Origin of the sequence: Corynebacterium sp. HMSC06C06 (assembly GCF_001807295.1) — a bacterium.
In the GTDB taxonomy this organism is placed as follows: Bacteria; Actinomycetota; Actinomycetes; order Mycobacteriales; family Mycobacteriaceae; genus Corynebacterium; species Corynebacterium striatum.
In genome coordinates this window covers 162,627-184,063 of record NZ_KV788518.1, presented here as the reverse complement: position 1 = coordinate 184,063, position 21,437 = coordinate 162,627, and the positions used below count along the sequence as shown (strand labels likewise).

Annotated in this window: 18 protein-coding genes; 11 read left to right on the top strand and 7 right to left on the bottom strand. The window is 59.3% G+C overall.

From position 1 onward, the window contains the following. Nucleotides 1–61 precede the first annotated feature (61 nt). From HMPREF3153_RS11235 to HMPREF3153_RS11225, 3 genes are all read right to left on the bottom strand, one after another. Nucleotides 62–310 carry a WhiB family transcriptional regulator gene (locus HMPREF3153_RS11235; protein ID WP_005528147.1) on the bottom strand — a complete coding sequence of 83 codons (249 nt, stop codon included), beginning with the start codon at nt 308–310 and terminating at the stop codon, nt 62–64. A gap of 506 nt (nt 311–816) precedes the next feature. Beyond that, complete coding sequence (locus HMPREF3153_RS11230; protein ID WP_070420900.1) at nt 817–1,911, bottom strand: mannose-1-phosphate guanylyltransferase; 1,095 nt, start codon at nt 1,909–1,911, stop codon at nt 817–819. 87 nt (nt 1,912–1,998) lie between these two features. Then, the gene (locus HMPREF3153_RS11225) at nt 1,999–2,907 is read right to left on the bottom strand and encodes a glycosyltransferase family 2 protein (RefSeq protein ID WP_070420899.1); all 909 of its coding nucleotides are present in this window, start codon (nt 2,905–2,907) and stop codon (nt 1,999–2,001) included. A 170-nt stretch (nt 2,908–3,077) separates the two neighbouring features. On the opposite strand from HMPREF3153_RS11225, the gene HMPREF3153_RS11220 reads away from it, so the two are divergent. The 3 genes from HMPREF3153_RS11220 (at nt 3,078) to HMPREF3153_RS11210 (ending at nt 6,384) form a co-directional block, all read left to right on the top strand. Then, nucleotides 3,078–4,721, top strand: coding sequence for an LCP family protein (locus HMPREF3153_RS11220; RefSeq protein ID WP_210385576.1), 1,644 nt, complete (start codon nt 3,078–3,080; stop codon nt 4,719–4,721). A gap of 179 nt (nt 4,722–4,900) precedes the next feature. Continuing rightward, nucleotides 4,901–5,584 carry a TIGR03089 family protein gene (locus tag HMPREF3153_RS11215; RefSeq protein WP_070420898.1) on the top strand — a complete coding sequence of 228 codons (684 nt, stop codon included), beginning with the start codon at nt 4,901–4,903 and terminating at the stop codon, nt 5,582–5,584. A 71-nt stretch (nt 5,585–5,655) separates the two neighbouring features. Beyond that, the gene (locus HMPREF3153_RS11210) at nt 5,656–6,384 is read left to right on the top strand and encodes a sulfite exporter TauE/SafE family protein (RefSeq protein ID WP_070420897.1); all 729 of its coding nucleotides are present in this window, start codon (nt 5,656–5,658) and stop codon (nt 6,382–6,384) included. A 25-nt stretch (nt 6,385–6,409) separates the two neighbouring features. On the opposite strand, the gene HMPREF3153_RS11205 is transcribed toward HMPREF3153_RS11210, so the two are convergent. Next, nucleotides 6,410–7,084, bottom strand: a complete 675-nt coding sequence (locus tag HMPREF3153_RS11205; protein WP_070420896.1) for a TetR/AcrR family transcriptional regulator — start codon at nt 7,082–7,084, stop codon at nt 6,410–6,412. Nucleotides 7,085–7,246: 162 nt separating this feature from the next. On the opposite strand from HMPREF3153_RS11205, the gene HMPREF3153_RS11200 reads away from it, so the two are divergent. From HMPREF3153_RS11200 to HMPREF3153_RS11185, 4 genes are all read left to right on the top strand, one after another. Then, the gene (locus HMPREF3153_RS11200; RefSeq protein WP_070420895.1) at nt 7,247–8,758 is read left to right on the top strand and encodes a flavin monoamine oxidase family protein; all 1,512 of its coding nucleotides are present in this window, start codon (nt 7,247–7,249) and stop codon (nt 8,756–8,758) included. 3 nt (nt 8,759–8,761) lie between these two features. After that, entirely contained in the window at nt 8,762–9,685 is a 924-nt protein-coding gene (locus HMPREF3153_RS11195) for a universal stress protein (protein ID WP_070420894.1), read from the top strand. A gap of 75 nt (nt 9,686–9,760) precedes the next feature. Beyond that, nucleotides 9,761–11,323, top strand: a complete 1,563-nt coding sequence (locus HMPREF3153_RS11190; protein ID WP_070420893.1) for an APC family permease — start codon at nt 9,761–9,763, stop codon at nt 11,321–11,323. Between the two features lie 72 nt (nt 11,324–11,395). After that, the gene (locus HMPREF3153_RS11185; protein WP_070420892.1) at nt 11,396–12,772 is read left to right on the top strand and encodes an NAD-dependent succinate-semialdehyde dehydrogenase; all 1,377 of its coding nucleotides are present in this window, start codon (nt 11,396–11,398) and stop codon (nt 12,770–12,772) included. 112 nt (nt 12,773–12,884) lie between these two features. Here the strand turns inward: HMPREF3153_RS11185 and HMPREF3153_RS11180 are convergent, their stop codons facing one another. From HMPREF3153_RS11180 to gabT, 3 genes are all read right to left on the bottom strand, one after another. Then, the gene (locus HMPREF3153_RS11180) at nt 12,885–14,096 is read right to left on the bottom strand and encodes an aromatic amino acid transport family protein (protein WP_005528131.1); all 1,212 of its coding nucleotides are present in this window, start codon (nt 14,094–14,096) and stop codon (nt 12,885–12,887) included. A gap of 127 nt (nt 14,097–14,223) precedes the next feature. Further along, complete coding sequence (locus HMPREF3153_RS11175; RefSeq protein WP_070420891.1) at nt 14,224–15,705, bottom strand: NAD-dependent succinate-semialdehyde dehydrogenase; 1,482 nt, start codon at nt 15,703–15,705, stop codon at nt 14,224–14,226. 31 nt (nt 15,706–15,736) lie between these two features. Beyond that, nucleotides 15,737–17,065: a 4-aminobutyrate--2-oxoglutarate transaminase gene (gene gabT / locus HMPREF3153_RS11170; RefSeq protein WP_049146870.1), complete on the bottom strand. Its 1,329-nt coding sequence runs from the start codon at nt 17,063–17,065 to the stop codon at nt 15,737–15,739. A gap of 144 nt (nt 17,066–17,209) precedes the next feature. On the opposite strand from gabT, the gene HMPREF3153_RS11165 reads away from it, so the two are divergent. From HMPREF3153_RS11165 to HMPREF3153_RS12790, 4 genes are all read left to right on the top strand, one after another. Then, entirely contained in the window at nt 17,210–18,718 is a 1,509-nt protein-coding gene (locus tag HMPREF3153_RS11165) for a PucR family transcriptional regulator (protein WP_070420890.1), read from the top strand. A gap of 258 nt (nt 18,719–18,976) precedes the next feature. Beyond that, nucleotides 18,977–19,933, top strand: a complete 957-nt coding sequence (locus tag HMPREF3153_RS11160; RefSeq protein WP_005528126.1) for a DUF418 domain-containing protein — start codon at nt 18,977–18,979, stop codon at nt 19,931–19,933. Between the two features lie 2 nt (nt 19,934–19,935). Next, entirely contained in the window at nt 19,936–21,009 is a 1,074-nt protein-coding gene (locus HMPREF3153_RS11155; protein ID WP_070420889.1) for a trypsin-like serine protease, read from the top strand. Nucleotides 21,010–21,272: 263 nt separating this feature from the next. Beyond that, entirely contained in the window at nt 21,273–21,419 is a 147-nt protein-coding gene (locus tag HMPREF3153_RS12790) for a hypothetical protein (protein ID WP_155115456.1), read from the top strand. Nucleotides 21,420–21,437 lie beyond the last annotated feature (18 nt).

The following is a 21,437-nucleotide window of genomic DNA, read 5'->3' as shown; positions in this document are numbered from 1 at the left end:
AGACTCCGTGACCAAAAACTCCATAGACATCACAGACTTGAGCTAAGTCGGCTTTAGCTAACTAGCCAATCTCACGCTTGAGGCGGCGACGCTCACGATCAGACAGGCCGCCCCAGATTCCGAAGCGCTCGTCATGCTCAAGGGCATACTCGAGGCACTCATCACGCACCGCGCAGGCCTGGCAGATGCGCTTAGCCTCACGGGTGGAGCCTCCTTTTTCTGGAAAGAAGGCTTCAGGATCGGTCTGCGCGCACAGTGCCTGGTCTTGCCACTCCTGCTCGACGGCGCCAAAAAGCTCGTCAAGCGACATCTCTGCGGCAGCACCGCCACGGAGAATAGCGCCATTATTCGAGTTTTTCTCCACGCTACTTCCTTTCTCCGAGGTTGGGTTGTTCTTACTTAGTGGCACCGACTGTACACCAGGACCAACAAAGCCAGTCCGGCACCGCCGATGCGTTTGATTACACTGATGTTATTTCACACCGGATCACTAAATATCGTCAACCTGACCAGAGTCCATTTTGCCCAAATTCGCCAAAAACGCAGCACACGATCCTCAATTTTCACATCCGTCACACAGATCCCCCCATGGGGGTAAGGTGTGGGGGTACTACATATAGTGGTGCCTCATGATCCTGTAAACAATTCCCAGGTTTGATCGGCGTGTCGCCACCACTCTGAATTTTCTAGTGGATCTCAAAAAACACTTTGGCCACTTTGATCCCATGTAGCACCCAGCGGTTACGCAAGCCCATAAAAATATCCCCCACCAGTGTCAATAGAGACAATGGTGAGGGAAACCCTCCAGCTCGAGCTTTAGGCGTCTGAGCTAAAGCGCACGCCCGCGTCAGGAATCTGCACGCCCGGGAAGACGCGCATGCCGCCCTTGAGCTCACAGCGCGCACCAATCACAGCGCCTTCGCCAATAACGCAGTTATCAATGTGCGCATTCGCCCCGATGTGAGCACCAGAGGCGATAATCGAATTGGTGATTACTACGCCAGGTTCGATTGTCACGCCGTCAAAGACCACTGTGCCGTCCAAACGCGAACCGGCCCCCACCTCAGAGCCACGGCCCACTGCCGTACCCGAAAGCAGCAGGACGCCGCCAGCAATACCCGCGGAATCATCCACCACGGATTCACCCGTGCGGCCCTCCAGCAACGGTGAGTGCGCAATGCCACGCACCAAGTCCGAGGAACCGCGTACAAAGTCATCCGGGCGGCCCATATCGCGCCAGTAGGAGTTGTCCACGTGGCCCACTACCAAGCGGCCTTCCTCTAGCAGATTAGGGAAAGTCTCACGCTCGACCGAAACCACACGGCCGGCCGGAATGTTCTCGATAACTTCGCGCTTGAAGATGTAGCAACCAGCGTTGATCTGGTTGGTTGGTGGATCTTCAGTCTTCTCCAGGAACGCCGTCACGCGGCCATTGCTGTCCGTCGGCACGCAGCCAAACGCACGCGGATCCGCCACGTTGAGCAGGTGCATTGTCACGTCGGCGTTCTTCTCATGGTGAGTCTGCAGGATGCCGTTGAGGTCCATGCCGGAGAGCACGTCACCGTTGAAGACCATCACCGTGTCGTGGCGTAGCTTGTCATACACGTTGCGAATGCCACCACCGGTTCCCAGCGCGGTCTCTTCCACCACGTACTCGATCTCTAGACCCAAGTCAGAGCCGTCACCGAAGTACTCCTCAAAAACCTCCGCTTTAAAGGAAGTCGACATCACCACGTGGTCGATGCCAGCAGCCTTAATACGTGCCAGCAAGTGCTGCAAGAACGGGTAATTTGCAGTCGGCAGCATCGGCTTTGGAGTACCGATGGTCAGCGGACGCAAACGCGTGCCGCGGCCGCCTACAAGGATGACGGCGTCGGCGGAGGCACCCCATTGGGTAGCTGCTTCAGTCATAACGAGGATTCCTTATTCGAATTAATCGACGTGTTATATCGGCAGATGTTGTATCGAGCTAAGTTTATAAGGCAAAAGGCGTGAGTATTAACTACGGCACGCAAGTGCCGTAACCGCATAGGCACGCAGCGTCAGGCCAGCTCTTAACACGAGCCGAATTGGCGCTTGCCACCAGTGAGGGTGACGGTCGGCCTGGAAGCGATACGCAGAATCATGGTGGGCGTGTAACATCGCGTCGGCGTGAGCCTGCGTCGAGTGGCCCTTAGCGTGGGTAATTATGGCATCTGGGCAGAAGACGTTGTTCCAGCCAGCGCGGCTAAAACGGTCACCCAGGTCGACGTCCTCCATGTACATGAAATAGCGCTCGTCAAAGCCGCCAATCTGTTCAAAAGCTTCCCAGCGCACCAGGAGGCAGGAGCCTGATAGCCAGCCAGCTACACGCTCTACTGACATGTCTTTATCGTCTCGGTACGCGCGGGACCATGGGTTGCCCGGCCAGATTGAGCCAAAGAGGGCGTGTCCAATCCCGGTCACCAGCGTCGGCACAGCACGAGCTGAAGGATAGTTGGACCCGTCCGGCTCTACGATGCGCGGGCCCACAGCCGCGGCCTGTGGGTTGCGGCGCGCGCACTCGAGCATGGTGTCCAGAGCCCCTGGCGTGAAGGTGACATCTGGGTTGCTAATGAGGAAGAACTCATCGTCGACCTCCCCCAAAGCGCCGCTCTTGATAAGGCGTGCTCCCGCGTTCATTCCGCCGCCGTAGCCGATGTTTCCACCCGTGTCTAAAAACACAACGTTGGCGTGGCTTTCCGCGGCAGCCTGCGGGACCCCATCGGTGGAGCCGTTATCGGCTAAGACCACCGTGGTGGGTTGCTGGGTAGCATTCTCCAGCGAATCGAGGAAATCCCCAAGGTAGTGGCCCGGCGAATAGGTCACCGTCACCACTGCGAGGGGAGCGTTATTTTCTGTGTTCACGATGGTCCATAGCGTACCCATACTTGACGGGAGGATGCCGCCAAGACACTGCGAGCTAGAAGAAAATCATGCGCAGATCACGATTTCGCGCTTACCTCGCCTAAACTGTCACAAGACTAAAACAAATTATGCATCGGAATCACCACCGATACCTACAGGTGAAGAACTCCAAAATAGAAAGTCCTCCCACTGTGTCATTTGAAAAAAGATCGGACAAGCAGCGCCGCGCTCGTGCCATCCAGCCCGCGCCATCTTCGGCGTCGACCGTCAAGCAGCAGGGTTCCAAGCCGCTAAAGGCAATCCTTACTTTCTTGTCGGCCGCGATTCTTGTTTTCTCTGGCGTGGGTTATGCCACCGTGGGCCGCGTGGGCGACGGAGTGGCCTCAGTGGGAAATTTGGCGCTCGGCAACCAGGGCGGTTTCAAAGCTAACACCCAGGACGGCGCAGTGGACATCCTCTTGGTGGGCAAGGATTCGCGTACCGATGCACAGGGCAATCCGCTCTCTGAAAAGGAACTGGCGGATCTGCACGCAGGTGTTGCTGAAGGCGAGGAGAACACAGACACCATCATGATCATCCGCATTCCGGATGATGGCTCACGCGCAACCGCGGTGTCCATTCCCCGCGATACCTACGTCGACGACGGCGAGTACGGCAACACCAAGATCAACGCGGTCTTCGCAGCGCACAAGGCAGATAAACTCAAGGAACTCGAAGAGGAGAATGCGCAGGCGGAGGCCCAAGGCGATAAGAAGCCGTACTCCGACAAGGAGATTGAGCAGAAGGGCGTCGAGGCCGGCCGCCAGGGACTTATCGATATGGTCCGTTCCCTTACGGACATCGATATCGATCACTATGCAGAGGTCGGGCTCTTGGGCTTTGTGCTGCTTACCGACGCCGTCGATGGCGTCGACGTGTGCTTGAACAACGACGTCAAAGACGAGATGTCCGGCGCCGACTTCAAGAAGGGAAGGCAGACTCTCCACGGCGCCGAAGGCCTGTCCTTCGTCCGCCAGCGCTACGAGCTGCCACGCGGCGACCTCGACCGTATTGTTCGCCAGCAGGCCTACATGGCTTCGTTAGTCTCGAAGGTGCTGTCCTCAGGCACCCTGGCTAATCCGAATAAACTCTCTAAGATCACCGAGGCGATTGAACGTTCCGTCGTCATCGATGAGGGCTGGGACGTCATGGGCTTAGTCACCCAGCTGTCTGGCCTGGCCGGCGGAAATGTCACCTTCACCACCATTCCAGTGACCTCCATCGACGGTGTCGGCGACTATGGCGAGTCCGTGGTGACCATCGATAAGGCTGAGGTCCACAAGTTCATGGATGACCTCGCAAGAACTGCGGAACAGGATGAAGCAGCCGCGGCGTCGGCAAGCGCTGAAGAAGGCTCCAACCCTTCGGAGCAGCCAGTCGCGGATGGCATCGAGCTTAACGTTCTCAACGCGGGCTCCATTGACGGTCTCGCGTCAGGCATCGGCAAGTGGCTCACCGGCGTGGGCTACACGGTCGAACGCACGAGCAACGCCGAGCCAGGCTTGTACGCGCAGTCGCAGATTGTCGCCGCCGACGAGAATGACCAGCGAGCCAAGGACCTCGCGGAGCAGCTCGGTGGCCTGCCCGTGACCTCGAACCCTTCCTTGGATGAAAACACCTTCGTGGTCGTTGCATACGACGACTACACCGGCCCATCCGATGAGGCCGCCCAAGCCGCTGAACCGGCTGAATCCGCTGCCAGCGACCAGGTAGGAACCCCAGGCAGTGACCTCGGAACGGCTATGGTTTCGCCGGAGATCGACGCCGGTGGCGACGGCCCGCGTTGTGTTAACTAAACCCAGGATTTAAGCGCGCTACCACTAAAAGTGGGGATCGTTCCCCAAATTTTCGCAGGGTAGCGCGCTTAAATGTTAGTAATTAGTTATTCCCTTTCACTCACCTTTGGGTCCGCTCGGGGACCCGCTGCACTGAAACCGCGACACGTGAGCGCCCATCTCCCCTACGATGGGCGGACATGGATATGCTTCAGCACCTTCTCCAGTCCGATGCCGCTGCGCCGCGTCTTACGTTCTATAACGAGAGCTCAGGCGCGCGCATGGATTTCTCGGCGCAGACTTTGGATAACTGGGTCTCAAAGATCGCCAACTTCTTCCAAGAGGAGCTGGAGCTAGACCCTGTCGCCGCCCTAGACTCCAAGGTGCTAGTCCACCTCCCCACTTCGTGGCAGCCAGCAGTCATCGCATTGGGGGCAATGGCCGCCGGCGTTCCGGTGGCTTTTAACAGCGGTGAGCTAGAAGGCTCCGTCCCCGACGTAGTATTTACCTCGCCGGGTGAGTACGAGGAGGTCTCACAGGCTTTCGCCACTGCCGACGTCGTCTTGGTCACCGATGATCCCTTCGGTCGCGGCGTAGTTGAGTCGGGCGGGGAGCTTCCTACCGGCGCTATCGATTTCGGCCCCACAGTTCGCTTCTATGGCGACCAGTTCTTTGGCCCGACCACTGCCCTGCCGCAGCAATTCCCGGACACCGGCCCCGCCCAACGCATCATGGCAAGCGGCTGGAGTGATGCTGCCTCGTTCCGCGATCTCATCCTTAAACCACTCGCCGCGGGAGGCTCCGCCGTCATCGTGTCAGGAATCTGCCCTGCAGAGCGCTTGGATGAGATTGCTGGCAACGAGAAGGTGGACGTGCGCCTATAGTTCGGCTGAAAACTCCTCGCTGCTAGCATCCTAGGAACAAAAGAAGGACTGTATGGCTAAGTGATGAGTGGATGATTTCGGGAATATCAGGTGTCTATATCTTCATCGGTTTCCTGATCCTCGCCGGCACTATCTGCCAAGGCACGATTGGGTTTGGGCTCGGCACGATCGCCACGCCGATTCTGGCATTGGTTAAGCCAGAATTGGTTCCCACACTCATCCTCATGCTGGCGCTCGTCATTGCGTCCATCACCACTATCAAAACCCACGAGCAAGTCGCGTGGAAGGTCGTGGCGATATCTTCCCTCGCCCGCCTACCGGGTACTCTCCTTGGCGCCTGGGCAGTCGCTACCCTCTCCCACGATGGGTTGTCGTTGATCATTGGCTGCGCTGTCATCCTCGCCATGAGTCTCTCGGGCCTCGGTTGGTCCCCGCAGCCTAACACCAGAAATACCGTGGTAGCGGGAGTAGCCTCTGGTTTCCTGGGCACGTCCACGTCTATCGGCGGCCCACCAATGGCGCTCATCATGAAGCGTTTTGACCCTCGTCGAGTGCGCGGTACCTTGTCCGCAACCTTCGTCCTTGGCTGCATCATCTCTCTGATCACTCTGGGGGTCAGCGGGCAAATCACCATGTTCCAGCTCAAGGCAGCGGCTGCCTACCTGCCGCTGACCATCATCGGACTCATAGCCGCGAATTACCTCAACCGGTACATCAACTCGAAGATCCTCAACCGCGTAGTCCTCGTCGTGGCCATAAGCGCAGCAGCCATCTTGATTGTGCAGTCGCTCTTCTTCTAAATCAGGGCTATTGGCTTAACAGACGTTAGTCCGCTAAATCGGCCAGCAAGGCCGCGAGTCCCAGGCGGAAAGGTTCCTCGGCGAAAGGATTCTGGGAGGTTGCGGGGACGTCGCCAAGCGCATGCGCCCACGCCGCACGCGAGTTGCGCAACGTAGGGGCCTCCACCTCGTGATCCTCGGGGAGCTCGAAGATATTGCCCGGAGCATGAACATCGAAAGCGGAGCCGTAGATGAAAGACTCGAGCATGATGATCCGAGGGAGGATCTGCACCTCCTCCACCCCAGCACGCGCCAGAACGTGAGCCACCTTTTCGTACATATTAACCGTCCGCGGCGCACCAGAGACGGGTATAGAAGCGATGACCTCGACCAGCGGAGTATGCCGCGCGAATACATCGCGGTAGGACACCGCCCAAGCCTTGACCGCCGCGTAGACGGAAACCTCGCCGTCCAGGGCGGCGTCGAGATGCGAGGTATCTACCTGCGCCATCACCGCATCCTCCACGAGGATAAGCAGCTCGTGCTTGTTCTCAACGTGGTTGTACAGCGCACTCGGCCCCACCCCCATTTCGCGAGCGATTCGGGCCATAGTGAGCTTCTCGTACCCCTGTTTGTCAATAATTTTTAGGGCAGCCTCAGCAATTTTTTCACGAGTTACCAGCGCCTTTGACGGTCGACCTTTGGCACGCGAAAAATTCATGACTCTTACCCCTATCCAGACTCACACTGAGTCCTGTACAGTGACACGCAACACAAAATGAATGCTGTTCATTTTGCGCTTTGCTTTCATCAAATCTTCCCACAGTCGAGCACGTCTAGGCGCGCGATTCAACGGGAAGGCCAAACTCAGGAGTGAAACACCATGTCATCTCTTTTCAGCAATGACTCCAACACCAACCCCGTCATCGAGCGCGATGTCGTCGTCATCGGCGCAGGTCCAGCAGGCCTCATGGCGGCCCGCACCCTGAAGAAGAAGGGTCTGTCCGTCGCAGTCCTCGAGGCACGTGACCGCGTCGGCGGCCGTACGTGGAACGGCAAGGTCAAGGACGCCGAGGGCGTAGAGCACTTCGTCGAGCTGGGCGGCCAGTGGATCTCCCCAGACCAGACCCGCCTCATCGCGCTCGTTGATGAACTAGGACTCGAGACCTTCCAGCGCTACCGCGAGGGCAAGTCCATCTACGTTGCCCCAGACGGCACCCGCCACGAGTATGAGGGCACCGTCTTCCCTGCTTCCGAGAAGACCATCGCAGAGATGGACCGCCTCATCAAGATCATGGACGACCTCGCAGCAGAGATGGACCCGGCGCGCCCATGGGCTCACCCACGCGCTCAAGAGCTGGACTCCATCTCCTTCCGCACGTGGCTCGAGGGGCTGTCTGACGACGCCGAGGCAATCGACAACGTCTCCATCTACGTAGCATCCGGCATGCTGACCAAGCCTTCCTATGCTTTCTCCACCCTGCAGGCAGTGCTCATGGCATCCTCCGCAGGGTCCTTCTCTAACCTGGTGGATGAGGACTTCATCCTCGACCGCCGCGTGGTCGGCGGCATGCAGACCGTCTCCCTGACTCTGGCCAAGGAGCTCGGCGAGGACGTTTACCTCGGTACCCCGGTTCGCGAACTGCACTGGGCTGAGGTTGACCCAACCACTGCTGATGACCTCAACAAGATCGCAGCCGACGTTCGCAACGGCGTGCCGAACAACGGCGCTGCTGGCCAGGTGACCGCCTACTCCGAGAAAGTCACCGTCAAGGCCCGCTACGCAGTCCTGGCAGTTCCGCCAAACCTGTACAGCCGCATCTCCTTCGTACCGCCGCTGCCACGTGACCAGCAGATCGTGCACCAGCACATCTCCATGGGCTTGGTCATCAAGGTCCACGCCATCTACGACAAGCCTTTCTGGCGCGAAGAGGGCCTTTCCGGCACCGGCTTCGGCGGCGGCCGTTTGGTTCAGGAGGTCTACGACAACACCAACTACGGCAAGAACTTTGCTGCCTCCGTCGAGGGCGAAGAAGACCAGTACGGTACCTTGGTCGGCTTCGTCTCCGACGTTTATGCCGAAGAAATGTGGCACCTGCCAGAAGAAGAGCGCAAGGAGCGCATCCTGTCTGCAATGGCTGATTACCTGGGCCCGAAGACCAAGGAGCCAATCGCGTTCTACCTCTCCGACATGGCTGCAGAAGAGTGGACCCGCGGCGCATACGCCACCTCTTATGACCTGGGTGGCCTATCCCGCTGGGGCCACCTGCAGAACGAGCCGACCGGCTCCATCTACTACGCCTGCTCCGACATCGCTGCCGAGGGCTACCAGCACGTCGACGGTGCTATCCGCCAGGGCGAGCTCGTCGCCCAGAAGATTGCCGATAAGGGTTAAATATTGTCTGCTTCTGATTTCGAGCGCCGCGCAGCCACCGGACATATCTTGGTGGGCTACGTTGCTACGGACTATGGCAAGGACGCGCTCCGCTTGGGCATCGCCCTTGCCAAGACCCGCAACGTCAACCTTGAGATCGTCATGGCGGCCCCGGCCAATAATTCCTTCTCCGGTGTCTACCCGCACGACCGCGGATACAGCTCCATCCTGGAAGAACAGATTGCAGGTTGGTTGCAGGAGGCGCTGAGCGAAGTCCCCAGTGATATTCGCGCCACCGCCAGGATCGTCCCCGGCGAGTCTGAGGCCGAGGCCCTCAATCGCGCGGCGGAAGAACTGGACTGCGACATGATCGTGGTTGGTGCGCGCAAGGGCGGCCTTTTTGGCCGCTTCCAAATGGGTACTGCGGTCAACACGTTGTTGCACTCCGGTACTGTCCCTATCGCTCTCGCACCACGCGGCTACTCCTACCCCGGCCCCATCAGCCGCATCACCGTCATGTTTGGTCCGCGCCCAGGCACCACGGATGTCATCGCGATTGGTTTGGACCGTGCGCGGCGCCGCCACATTCCGCTGCGCCTGCTTTCGCTCGTGCTGCCTGGCGAGTCCGATTTGCATGGCCTCGGCACCGACGTTCCCAATGCAGTACGCGCTTACGCCAACCGCAAGCTGGGCGATATCGCCGAAGAAATGCTCGCGGCAGGCTATGCCACAACCGACGTCGCCACTGGGCGCGACGTCGAATCAGCAATGGAAAGCATCACCTGGCAAGACGGAGAGCTCGCCGTGGTTGGCTCTTCTCGTCTCGCGGTTCCCGGCCGACTCTTCTTGGGTGGCACGGCGTCGCGAATGCTGCGCTCCATTCCCGTTCCCATGGTCGTCGTACCAGCCGGCTACATGCACGCTGGCGCCGACCACGAAGCGATCTAGCAGGCGCTTTCGCCCAGATCGCTTCCTAGCACCAGACCGTATTTCCTAGTTCTTTTTGAAAGGCGGTGAGTAGTCATGACTAGTGCCACTCCTGCACCACCGATTCAGCCCACGCCGGGCAGCGGCGATAACATCGCCTCCACCAAGGGCCTGGCTACCGGACGTGTCGGCTTACTCGGCGCAGTCGTCATCGGCATCAGCTGCATCGCGCCGACCTATACGCTGACTTCCGGACTTGGCCCGACCATTTCCGCGGTGGGCGAGTTTGTTCCGGCGGTCCTCCTTTTGGGATTCATCCCGATGCTCCTGGTGGCCTTTGCGTATCGCGAGCTCAACAACGCCGTGCCTGACTCCGGTACTTCCTTTACGTGGGCTACCAAAGCATTCGGCCCGTGGGTGGGCTGGATGGGCGGATGGGGCCTTATCACTGCCACCATCCTGGTGCTTTCGAACCTTGCCGCAGTCGCTGTGGACTTCTTCTATCTCTTCCTAGCCCAGATAGCAGGCCGCCCCGAAATTGCAGATCTGACGCGCAATCTCTGGATTAATATCCCCACCACGATGGTGTTTATCGCCATTGCCGCGTGGGTTTCCTACCGTGGCCTAGATTCCACGCAGAAACTACAGTATGTGCTGGTGGCGGTCCAGATCATCGCCATCGTTGTCTTTGACATCGTGGCCATCGTGCGCGCTTATAAGGGCGGCGGCTTCGACTTCACCCCGATTTCAGTTTCATGGTTTAATCCGCTGGAAATCGGTAACTTCTCCCTCATCGCGGCGGGCATTTCCTTGTCCATCTTCATGTTCTGGGGTTGGGACGTCACGCTGACGATGAATGAGGAAACGAAGGACCCAGAAAAGACTCCGGGCCGCGCGGCAACCATTACGGTCTTGGTCATCATCAGCCTCTACGTCCTCACCGCACTGGCGGTCATCACTTGGGCGGGTACTGGTGACGAAGGCTTAGGTGCCGGCAACCCGGAGAACCAGGAATCCATCTTCGCTGCTCTCTCTTCCCCTGTGCTGGGTTCGGCCGCCCTGCTTATCTACGTCGCGGTGCTCTCCAGTTCCTTCGCCTCGCTGCAGTCCACGATGGTGGGCCCCGCCCGTACGCTGCTGGCGATGGGCTATTACAAGGCGTTGCCGCCGGTCTTTTCCAAGATCAGCCCAAAGTTCCGCACGCCGTCTACGGCCACGATTGCCTCCGCTATTGCAGCGGGCGGTTTCTACACGGTCACGCGCATCCTTTCTGAGAACGCTCTGTGGGACACCATTTCTGCCCTCGGATTGATGATCTGCTTCTACTACGGCATCACCGCCGTGGCCTGCATTTGGTACTTCCGCCACGAGCTTTTCAGCAGCGTACACAACGTGGTTTTCAAGTTCTGCTTCCCATTGGTCGGCGGTGGATTCTTGCTGCTGATGTTCTTTATCACCGCATTCGATTCGCTTAGCCCGGAATACGGTTCTGGCTCCTCGATTTTCGGGGTGGGCACCGTCTTCGTGCTGGGCATGGGCATCTTGCTGCTGGGTTCCGTACTGATGCTGTTTACGCGCTTTGCGCACCCGGATTTCTTCAAGGGCCGCACGCTGAAGCGGATAACTTCCGGCGAAGACTCTCAATTGCCGCTAGTTTAGAGGCTAGCCCTATTTCAACCTAGTTCACTATTAGGCTCCAAAAGGAGCTGGATCACACAACAAGGAGAATTAATGTCTAACACTTACCGAGTTCAAAACCCTGCTACCGGCGAGATCATCGAGACCTTCGACGCGGCAACCGACGCCCAGGTAGAAGGCGCACTGGCGAAGGCCGCCGCAGCCTACCGCGAGTGGAGCGCCCGCCCGATGTCCGAGCGCGCGGAAATCGTTGCCCGCGCAGCAGCGCTGTTTGCAGAACGCAAGGAAGAGCTGGCCAAGATTGCCGCGGAAGAGATGGGCAAGCCTATCTCCGAAGGCATCGAGGAAGCAGAATTCTCCGCCGCCATCATCAAGTACTACGCCGACAACGGCGAGGAATTCACCAAGGATCAGTCGATTCCTACGGGCGCTAACGGCACTGCGGTTATCCGCCGCCTCCCCATCGGCCCGCTGCTTGGCATCATGCCGTGGAACTTCCCCTACTACCAGATCGCCCGCTTCGTCGGCCCTAACTTGGTGCTGGGTAACACCATCGTGTTGAAGGACGCCGAGATTTGCCCACGTTCCGCACTCGCAGTGCAGAAGATCATGGATGACGCTGGCATCCCGGAAGGCGTATACAACAACATCTTCGCCACCCACGATCAGATTTCCACCATCATCGCCGATCCACGCATCCAGGGAGTTTCCCTAACTGGTTCCGAGCGCGCCGGCTCCATCGTTGGTGCCCAGGCAGGCCAGCACCTGAAGAAGGCTGTGCTGGAGCTCGGTGGCTCCGATCCTTACATTCTGCTCGACACCGACGACGTCAAAGAAGCAGCCAAGCTGGCTTGGACGACTCGCATGTACAACACCGGCCAGGCATGCAACTCCAACAAGCGCATGATCGTCATGGAGGACATCTACGACGAGTTCGTGGCTGAGCTCACCAAGCTCGCTGAGGCAGCAAAGGCAGCGCCTGCCGACGCCCAGGGTGAGAACACCTACTCCTGCCTGTCCTCCCGCGGTGCGGCGGAGAACCTCCACGACCAAATTCAACGCGCGGTAAAGGAAGGCGCAACGCTGCGTGCTGGCGGTGAGCTGGCCGACAAGGGTGCTTTCATCTCCCCTGCCGTCATCACCGACATCCCGGTTGGCTCTGACATCTACTACGAGGAGTTCTTCGGCCCAGTCGCAGTGGTCTACAAGGTTTCCTCCGACGAGGAAGCGCTCGAGCTGGCCAACAACACCCAGTTCGGCCTGGGTGGCACCGTCTTTTCCAAGGACACCGAACGCGCAGCCGCCATCTCTCGTCGCCTCGAGGTGGGCATGGCTAACGTCAACACCCCGGCCGGTGAAGGCGAGGAGCTGCCTTTCGGCGGCGTGAAGCGCTCTGGCTTCGGCCGCGAGCTCGGCCCGCTGGGCATGGATGAGTTCGTCAACAAGCAGATGTACTACGTCGAGGGCTAGTCGCTGCTTCCTTCTTTAAACTGCTCCGTTCCTGACACGTTTGGCTCTGAAACTCGCTGTGGCGAGGACCTTCCGCGTTAGGAACGGTGCAGCAACAGTGCGGCCCTTAGAACTAAGCCCAACCGGCCGGCACGAGCCCCAGGATCGAAATCACCGAGTAGACAAACGCCAGGAAGTAAACCACGATGATGGTCCCCTGAATCACCGGGTTTGCCAGCGCGCCGACGCTCCAGCCGGGGTCACGATCGCCCTTCTTGCGGGAGGCATGCAGCAACATCACCGGAATGATCGACATGATTGCACCCGCAAAGCCGCCCGCGTAGGACAGCGCTGCGACGAAACCGCCAAGACCCGCGATGGAGATAGCCAGCGGCGGTACAACGGTCAGCGCCACGGCAATGCCACGCTGCGCGTTGTTGCCCTCCCAGTGCAAAATGTCGAGCACGTTGCGCATGGTGGTAAATCCAATCGCGAGGAAGGAGGTCAGCATCGCTGCCAACGCGAAGATATTGGCCAAGTAGTACGCGACCGGTCCAAGCGCCTCGCCCCAGGCGATGGTAACAACCTCAGTAACGTTCATTCCCAACAGACCCAGAGCCGCAAACGGCACAAGTGCCAGCGTAAAGCCGGTAATCACCATGCCGAGTACGATGGCGCGAGCTGTCTCCTGCGGCTTCGCTGGGTCCATGCCCTGTACTAGCTCCGGCACCACGTACTGAGCCAAGAACGAGAAGACAGCCAGGTTCAAAATAGGAACGATGAAGAACGGGTGGAGCACCAACAGGTTCTCGGCCTCGATTCCAGGTCCCAGAAGGGTCCAGCCGCACAGCACGGCAATGATGATGGCCATACCTGCGGTAATGGCGCCTTCCGTGGCACCGGTGGTGTGCAAGCCGCGGTACATCACCCAAGACCCAAAGCCGAAGAAGATCAACGTTCCTGCCAGCGGCGGCAGGCCGAAAATATTATTGATGAGGTCGCCGGAGCCGGAGGCGTAGGCGATGAGCGCGCCGACGCCGTTGACGATAATCGCCACGAAGACCAGCCAGCGGCCCCACTGCCCCAGATAGTGCTCAGCAAGACCAGAGACCTGCAGAGGCGCCCTCGTGCGCATCGCGGTTTCGGCCACATAGAGCATCGAGATAGTGGTCAGCGTTCCGGCCACCAACAGCGCGATGACGAGCGCAAGGAAGCCACCGTTGCGCGCTGCATATGGAATCGACAGAATGCCGGCGCCAATGTTAGTGCCGAAGATCAGGGCAATGCCTTGAATAAATGACAGCGCTGGCTTAGGTGCCGCGTTGCTGCGCGTTGAAGTTGTCATCGTTTCCTCCGTTTAAGGCGCCGGCTGCTTGCCGACGCCGCTCTATATAAAACGCACCGTTCCAGACACGGAAGGCCCCCGCCGAAGCGGGTTTGAAAGCCAAACGTGTCAGGAACGGTGCAAGGTATTAAGGCTTCGCGATGTAGCGCACCGAGATGTACTCCTCGATGCCCTCTGCGCCGCCCTCGCGGCCGAAGCCAGACTCTTTGATGCCACCGAATGGAGCGGCGGCGTCGGAAATCGCAGCGCGGTTAATGCCAACCATGCCGGACTCCAGCGCGTGTGCCAGGTACTCCGCGGTGTGGAAGTTCTCCGTGAAAGCATAAGCTGCCAGGCCAAACTCGGTGTCGTTGGCTTTAGCCACGCCCTCCGCCAAGTCGCAATAGGTGGTCACAGTCGCAACGGGACCGAAGATCTCCTGGCGGAGAATCTCGGCGTCATCAGGCAGCTGCGCCAAGACCGTTGCCGGGTAGAAGAAGCCCTTGCCCTCCGGCTTGGAGCCACCAGTCGTGGCAACAGCACCCTGCTCCAGAGCCTTCGCTACCGAGTCGGCCACCGCATCGCGCTGCTTTGCGCTAATCAGCGGGCCGAGCGCGGTGCCCTCAGACAAGCCGTGGCCCGTCTGGAAAGCAGCCATCTTCTCAGTCAGCCGCTGGGTGAATTCCTCAGCCACTGCCTCGTGCACGATGAAGCGATTCGCCGCGATGCAGGCCTCGCCACCGTTGCGCATCTTCGCCTGCATCGCGCAGTCCAGCGCTAGGTCGAGGTTGGCGTCCTCGTGGACCAGGAACGGGGCGTTGCCACCGAGCTCCATGGAGGTCCGTTGCAGCTTATCGGCAGACTGGCGCACCAGAATCTTGCCCACACCGGTCGAGCCGGTAAACGTCACCTTGCGCAGGCGCGGATCCGCCATGAGCTCGGAAGACAGCGCGCTGGACTGCGTGGTGGCCACGATGGAGAACACACCTGCCGGTACCTCGTGGCGGGCGAATACCTCAGCAATAACCTCACCCAGCAGGAGCATGGTCAGCGGAGTCTCCGCAGCGGGCTTCACCACGACCGGGCAGCCAGCGGCGAAGGCCGGGGCAATCTTGCGGGTGGCCATGGCCAGCGGGAAGTTCCATGGGGTAATTGCCAGCACCGGGCCCACCGGGGTGTGCGAAACGGTGATGGAACCATTGCCTGCCGGGGACTGGGAGTAACGGCCTGGGATGCGCACTGCTTCCTCGGCAAACCAGCGCATGTACTCTGCGCCGTAGGCCACCTCGCCCAGCGCTTCCGCGTAAGGCTTTCCCATCTCCAGGGTCATCACGCGAGCGAAGTCATCCTTGCGCTCGTTGATTGCATTGAAGATGTCGGTGAGGATGATGGAGCGGGTACGCGGTGCAAAACCCGCCCACTCCTTTTGCGCGGCGTCGGCAAGCTCCAGCGCGCGCATCCAGTCAGCGGAGGTGCCATCTGCAACGTTGGCAATGACTTCTTCCGTTGCTGGGTCGAGGACCTCGAAAGTGGCGCCGCCGGTGGCTGCGACGTTCTTGCCCTCCAGCCAAAGGCCAGTTGGCAGAGAATCCAACAGCTCAGAAACCTGCGAATAATCAAAGTTTGTCATTTGCTTCTATCCTTTTGGCTGCAGCCCGGACTTACTTGTACTCGTTGAACTGCTTGACTACTACCTGCAGGGCCTCGCGCCAGAGATCCTCCGGAATGGCCAGGGAAGGTAGGAAGCGGATGACGTTGTGGTCAAGGCCGCAGGTCAGGAGAAGAACGCCCTCGGCCTTGGCAGCGTCAGCGATCTTGTGGACGAGCTCAGCGTCCGGCTCGCCATCAGCGGTGACGAACTCGAGCGCCAGCATGGCGCCACGGCCACGGAACTCTGCCACGCGCTCGTCGCCGAGGATTGGCTCCAGCTCCTCGCGGGCAATCTTTTCCAGGTTCAGCGCGCGGGCGCCAAAGTCCTTGTCCTCAAATTCCTTGAGGGTAGCCAGCGCTGCTGCACAGGAAACTGGGTTACCGGTGTAGGTGCCGCCCAGGCCGCCTGGCTGCGGTGCGTCCATGATCTCTGCACGGCCGGTGACTGCGGAAAGCGGCATGCCGGAGGCGATGCCCTTAGCGATGGTGACCAAGTCAGGAACGATGCCCTCGTGGTCGGAAGCGAACCAGGAACCAGTGCGCATCATGCCGGCCTGGATCTCGTCGACGATGAAGACGACGTCGTTGTCGTTGCACCACTTCTGGATAGCTGGCAGGTAGCCCTCAGCTGGGACCACGAAGCCGCCCTCACCCTGAATCGGCTCGACCACAACGCAAGCGAGGTTGGCAGCGCCGACTTCCTGTTCAATCATGGTCAGAGTCTTCTTGGCTGCTTCCTCACCACTGAGCTGGTCGCGCAGCGGGTAAGACATCGGTGCGCGGTAGATTTCCGGCGCGAACGGGCCGAAGCCGTTCTTGTACGGGGACTGCTTCGCGGTCATAGCCATGGTGAGGTTGGTGCGGCCGTGGAAGGCGCGGTCCATGACTACAACGCCGCGCTTGCCGGTGTAGTTGCGGGCAATCTTGACGGCATTCTCAACGGCCTCGGCGCCGGAGTTAAACAGTGCGGTCTTCTTTGGGTGATCGCCCGGTGTGACCTCGTTAAGCTTTTCAGCGACCTCGACGTAGGACTCGTACGGGGAGATGGTGAAGGAGGTGTGGGTGAAGTGTGCGACTGCTTCCTGGACGGCCTTCACCACGGCTGGGTTGGAGGCACCGGCGGAGGTCACGGCGATGCCGGAGGCCAGGTCGATGAAGCGGTTGCCGTCAGCGTCGGCGAGGATGCCGCCGTCAGCGTCGACGACGTAGCCCGGCAGCGAAGGCGCCATGCCAGCTGGGATGGCGTTCTTGCGGCGCTCATCCAGTGCGGCGCTGACTGGTCCGGGGACCTGCTCGGCGAGGTGGCGGGTCTGCTCGATGCGGTATTCAAGTTCCTGCATGATTCTCCTTCAATCGTCTTGCTTTGTGATGTGAATCATTGTGGATGCCACGACTAGTCACAGGCCATGGACATGGCGTATATATTTGGGGCAAAAGACTATTCACTATGTCTATCGACGAGTTGCTGTAAGAAGGACCGGGCAATGAGCGAGCTTCGCTTTCAATGGCTGTTTAACCAGCGCAAACTAAACCTGCGCCCGATTCTCGAAGGCCCGCGTGAGTTCACCACCATCCAAGCCAGCGAGTTGCGCGATCCCAGCGAGTTCACCACTCAGGGCGCCATCATCTTGACCTTGGGACTGGCCTTCGAGCACTCGCCCAGCGACTTTTCCGTCTATGCGCGCACCCTGGCGGCGGCGGGAGTGGGGGCCATCGGCTTCGGCACGGGTCTGACCTTTGCGGAAGTTCCGCAGGAGCTTATCGACGCCGCCTCCCGCCATCACCTCACCCTCTTCGAGGTCCCGCGCGCCACGCCTTTCATCTCGATCATCAATACAGTCACCACGGAGCAAACTCGTATTGAGAACAATCTGCAATTCGCACTACATCGGCAGCAAGAGCGTCTCAACCAGGCGGCCTCGGATGGCATCGAGGTTTTGCTCGAGCGCGCGTCGAAAGAGCTCGGCGCAGCGGTTGCCATTGCAAACGACTCCGGAGTGGTCATCGCACGCCACGATTTCCGTGGACTCAACGCAGCGGACTTCGCGCTTGCCGCCGCCAGCCAGAGCTCAGGGCGTACCTCGGGCGCGCGTTCCAACACGACGAGGGACGGGACCAAATTTGCCGTGATTAGCAACGTGTTCAACAGCCACGGCCGCAATCGCATCGCGTTGGCGGTCTCGCGGGAGGAGAAGTTCGACTCTTATGCCCGCGCCCTCATCCGCCACCTCGCGGGTCTTGCCGAACTGCTGCTGCAAAACCGGGATTCCTCCGCGCGCGTAATTTTGGGCGCATTGGCACTGGCCACGCAGGTCTCCGGCACTGCCACTGCCCTGGCAACGCCGGCGATGGAGGCGGCGTTTAATTCGGTCGCCTCGCACGGCAAGGTAGATGTCTATCTCGTACAGGCCGACTCCCCGGCCCGGCTCAGCCGCGCGCTGGGGCTCGTCCACCACGCAGCCAACGACGGCGGCTTTGCGTGCTTTGTGCTGCCGTTGGAGGGGACGGCGTCGGAAAGCGCGCTCATTGCTCTGCCCCCTGAGCCCATCGCTATGCAGACCCTGTTCGGCCGCTACGCCAACCACCTGCGGGTTTCCCTGCTTAGAGGCGTGGAGTGGGGCGACATCAGCGGCGACCGCGTCAAGGCGCTCACCGCGCACGCGCGTAGCCTGCCGCTGGGCACCCTCGCGGAATTCAGCTCCGACGCGCCCGCCTGGCTCGGGGAATCAGCTGTCCACGCCGCGTTAGGCAAGCGCCGCGAAGCCACCATTGGGCGCCTTTCGCTTTACGACGCCGCACACAACACCGAGCTATTGCGCACGCTGCGGGCTTACTTGCTTGCAGACTCCCAACTCGCCGCTGCCGCCACCGAGCTCAGCGTGCATCGCCACACCGTGCGAGCCCGTATCGAAAAGATCCAGTCCTTATGCGGATTCGACCTCAGTAACCCCGTAACGCGCGCCGAGGTACTTTTGCTTTGTTTGAGCGACTAGAGTCTTTGAATTCACCTTCATTTAGCCAAGCCTTCAGGTACTAGTTGCCCCTGGGCTCTTTGAGCATGCTAGCTTCCCAGAGAATACACAGATGAAACACTGTGTTTTACACATAATCACTTTGTGTATTGCCAGATTCGGTTGCTACAAATAGGAAGTCGTTTCAATTAAGCCGTTTACAGGTCGTACGACGTTTGTAGGGAGTGCTTTTACCAAAGAGCACCTCCCGATAAGTTGTAGTATAAGGAGAATACTGGGGTGAATAAACCTTCACGAATTGTGGGGCTTGATATAGCGCGCTCCCTCGCCATCATCGGCATGATCATTGTCCATATGGCCTCACTGCTTTGGAGCACAAAGGTTGTGCTCTCCGGCCTGCCTTCATCATTGTTCGCCATTATTGCCGGCGCCACCATGATGATTATCGGCCGAAATTACAGCAGCACCACTTTCTTGCGCCTCATCACTCGCGGCGCTCTGATTATCCTCATCGGCATGGCCTTGTTGCCGGTCGGTGGGCAAATTCAAGTAGTCCTCATTGTCATGGGCCTGGTAATGATGTTGGTTTCCTGGATGCCAGCACTCGGAACTTGGTGGCGAGTCGGCTTCTTCATCGCCGCAACTATCGCCGCAACAATTAAGTACGCGCCCATGACGCTGCCACAGATTTATCCGCTTCTGGCGTGGATCGCATATTTCATCGGCGGCATGCTGCTTTACGACGTCTACCTACGCGGTCGTCTGCAAGGCGCCTCCACCTCCGAGACCAGCGCTAATACTCGGTTGAGTTGGATTGTTACCGCTGTCAGCGTTGTCATCGCAGCCGTCGGCATGTACTTCCGATTTGATCCTGAGATTGCTGGCTGGCTCCGATTTACCGGACATACCGGTGTCTTCGGCGAAATCATTCTCTCCGTCGCCGTTGCCGCTATTGTGCTGCATTTGTGCCTGTTTATAGGCGACCGCTTCTCGGCCGCGGTTTACCCATTCGCGGCCATGGGAACAATGTCGCTGACCATTTACATCCTGCACGTTCTCACCGCGTTTTATTGGCAGCAGAATGTGTCTTTGCATTCCACGTTGTCCGCAGCAGGATTCATCGTATTCTTCCTCGTCATCGCAAGCCTCTGGAAGAAGTTTGTGGGACAGGGCCCTGCTGAAAAGCTTGTTGCCACCGTGATCAAGGCCATTGTTCCTTCTGGGAAAGGGAAATAACCGTGAAGAAAACATCTTTTTCCATCGCAGCACTTGTTAGCAGCACTCTGCTTCTATCTGCCGGCCCGGCTCTTGCATTGGAAAACGGCGAACCCGCACCTGCAAATGCTGAAAGCGGTTCTGTGGCCGCGCTAAAGATGGGTAAAATCGGCAATTTTGGTGACTGCACCGGAACGCTGGTTGCAGATCAGTGGGTGCTCACAGCACGCCACTGCCTGGAGTCTGTAAACAACGAAGGAACCCAGGCCCGCATCGGCGGGAAAGTCTACGATGCCGATTCTTGGGCACTGTCTCCAGTGTCTGATGCAGGATTGCTTCACTTGACCGAGAAGGTCACTGACGCAACCCCGGCGAAGGTTTCCCGCAATATTCCGGCACCTGGGCAGACGGGTACTCTCTACGGCTGGAGCAGCAGCTCGTCTATGGCACGCTCCGGGCAGCTTCCGATGACCAAGATGGTGGTCAATGAGCTGCTGGGCGCAGGCCCCTCTGGAGGTACTCCAGACGAGGCTGCGCCTGGTGAAGCTACTCCAGGTGAGGCTATTCCAGGCGGTGCCATGACATCAATGGAAATGCAGCCAGACGCCGTCATGCCAGGTACAGCAATGCCAGATGCAGCTAAGCCAGATGCGGTCAAGCCAGATGATTCCAAAACCGAGTCCATCCCTGCTGGAACCGAAAGCATCCCAGCCGACGGTTCCATGATGCCGCTGATCCAAAGCGCCATCCTGGACGCACATTCCGTATCTGGCGCAGGTATGCAGGGCGGCGACTCCGGCGGACCATTCTTCGTTGACGGAGAGCTCGCTGGTCTCGCTACCGCCCAAACTGCGAATGGCGATCCTGACCTGCCCTCCCCCAGCGCGGCAATCACTACCCTCGCAGGTACCGCTGACTGGATTGACGGGGTCACCTCTGGTCGCGACAAAGAAAGCGTCCTAACCGCAGCAAACACTCCTGCTCCACCAAAGACCATTCAGACCAGCGCCGATCACATGTGGGGTTACCTCGCCATCGCGTGCGTTGGCCTGGTTATCGCAGCAGCCTGGTCGCGCGTTAGGAATGGCCGAAAGTAGAACCGTCTAACCACAACCACAAGCCGCCTCCCCAGCAAGTACTGGGAAGGCGGCTTTTATCGTGCATGCGAGGAACTTAATCGTGACTGAAACCACCATGCTCCCGCAGCTCAATGCACTGGTTTCAGGTATTCAGGCCTCTCCTGTTCCCGTGTTTGCCACATGCGAAGGTGCAACTGCCTGCGCAGACGCTTCAATTGCATTTGCTTGCGATGTCGTTGGGGCGTCACCGCGCGCTTCAGCTCGCGCTGCTCCAGGACCGCATGAGCGTAGAAGAAGCGGTGGGTGCGGGGGTCGTCGCCAAGCAGGTGCCCCGCGGAGAGGCCCTCGGCGCCCTTCCCGACCGCTTGGTGTGGGAAGAAGATCCCAATACCGCCTACTCGCCTCCGACGAGCACAAGAAAGGCGTAGCAGCCTTCATCGCAAAGC

Bases quoted from the DNA above. Each gene is read 5' to 3' on its own strand.
- HMPREF3153_RS11175 (WP_070420891.1), bottom strand. From the start codon at position 15,705: ATGACAAACTTTGATTATTCGCAGGTTTCTGAGCTGTTGGATTCTCTG.
- HMPREF3153_RS11185 (WP_070420892.1), top strand. From the start codon at position 11,396: ATGTCTAACACTTACCGAGTTCAAAACCCTGCTACCGGCGAGATCATC.
- HMPREF3153_RS11235 (WP_005528147.1), bottom strand. From the start codon at position 310: ATGTCGCTTGACGAGCTTTTTGGCGCCGTCGAGCAGGAGTGGCAAGAC.
- HMPREF3153_RS12790 (WP_155115456.1), top strand. From the start codon at position 21,273: ATGAGCGTAGAAGAAGCGGTGGGTGCGGGGGTCGTCGCCAAGCAGGTG.
- HMPREF3153_RS11215 (WP_070420898.1), top strand. From the start codon at position 4,901: ATGGATATGCTTCAGCACCTTCTCCAGTCCGATGCCGCTGCGCCGCGT.
- HMPREF3153_RS11200 (WP_070420895.1), top strand. From the start codon at position 7,247: ATGTCATCTCTTTTCAGCAATGACTCCAACACCAACCCCGTCATCGAG.
- gabT (WP_049146870.1), bottom strand. From the start codon at position 17,065: ATGCAGGAACTTGAATACCGCATCGAGCAGACCCGCCACCTCGCCGAG.
- HMPREF3153_RS11210 (WP_070420897.1), top strand. From the start codon at position 5,656: ATGATTTCGGGAATATCAGGTGTCTATATCTTCATCGGTTTCCTGATC.
- HMPREF3153_RS11205 (WP_070420896.1), bottom strand. From the start codon at position 7,084: ATGAATTTTTCGCGTGCCAAAGGTCGACCGTCAAAGGCGCTGGTAACT.
- HMPREF3153_RS11230 (WP_070420900.1), bottom strand. From the start codon at position 1,911: ATGACTGAAGCAGCTACCCAATGGGGTGCCTCCGCCGACGCCGTCATC.
- HMPREF3153_RS11180 (WP_005528131.1), bottom strand. From the start codon at position 14,096: ATGACAACTTCAACGCGCAGCAACGCGGCACCTAAGCCAGCGCTGTCA.
- HMPREF3153_RS11225 (WP_070420899.1), bottom strand. From the start codon at position 2,907: ATGGGTACGCTATGGACCATCGTGAACACAGAAAATAACGCTCCCCTC.
- HMPREF3153_RS11190 (WP_070420893.1), top strand. From the start codon at position 9,761: ATGACTAGTGCCACTCCTGCACCACCGATTCAGCCCACGCCGGGCAGC.
- HMPREF3153_RS11165 (WP_070420890.1), top strand. From the start codon at position 17,210: ATGAGCGAGCTTCGCTTTCAATGGCTGTTTAACCAGCGCAAACTAAAC.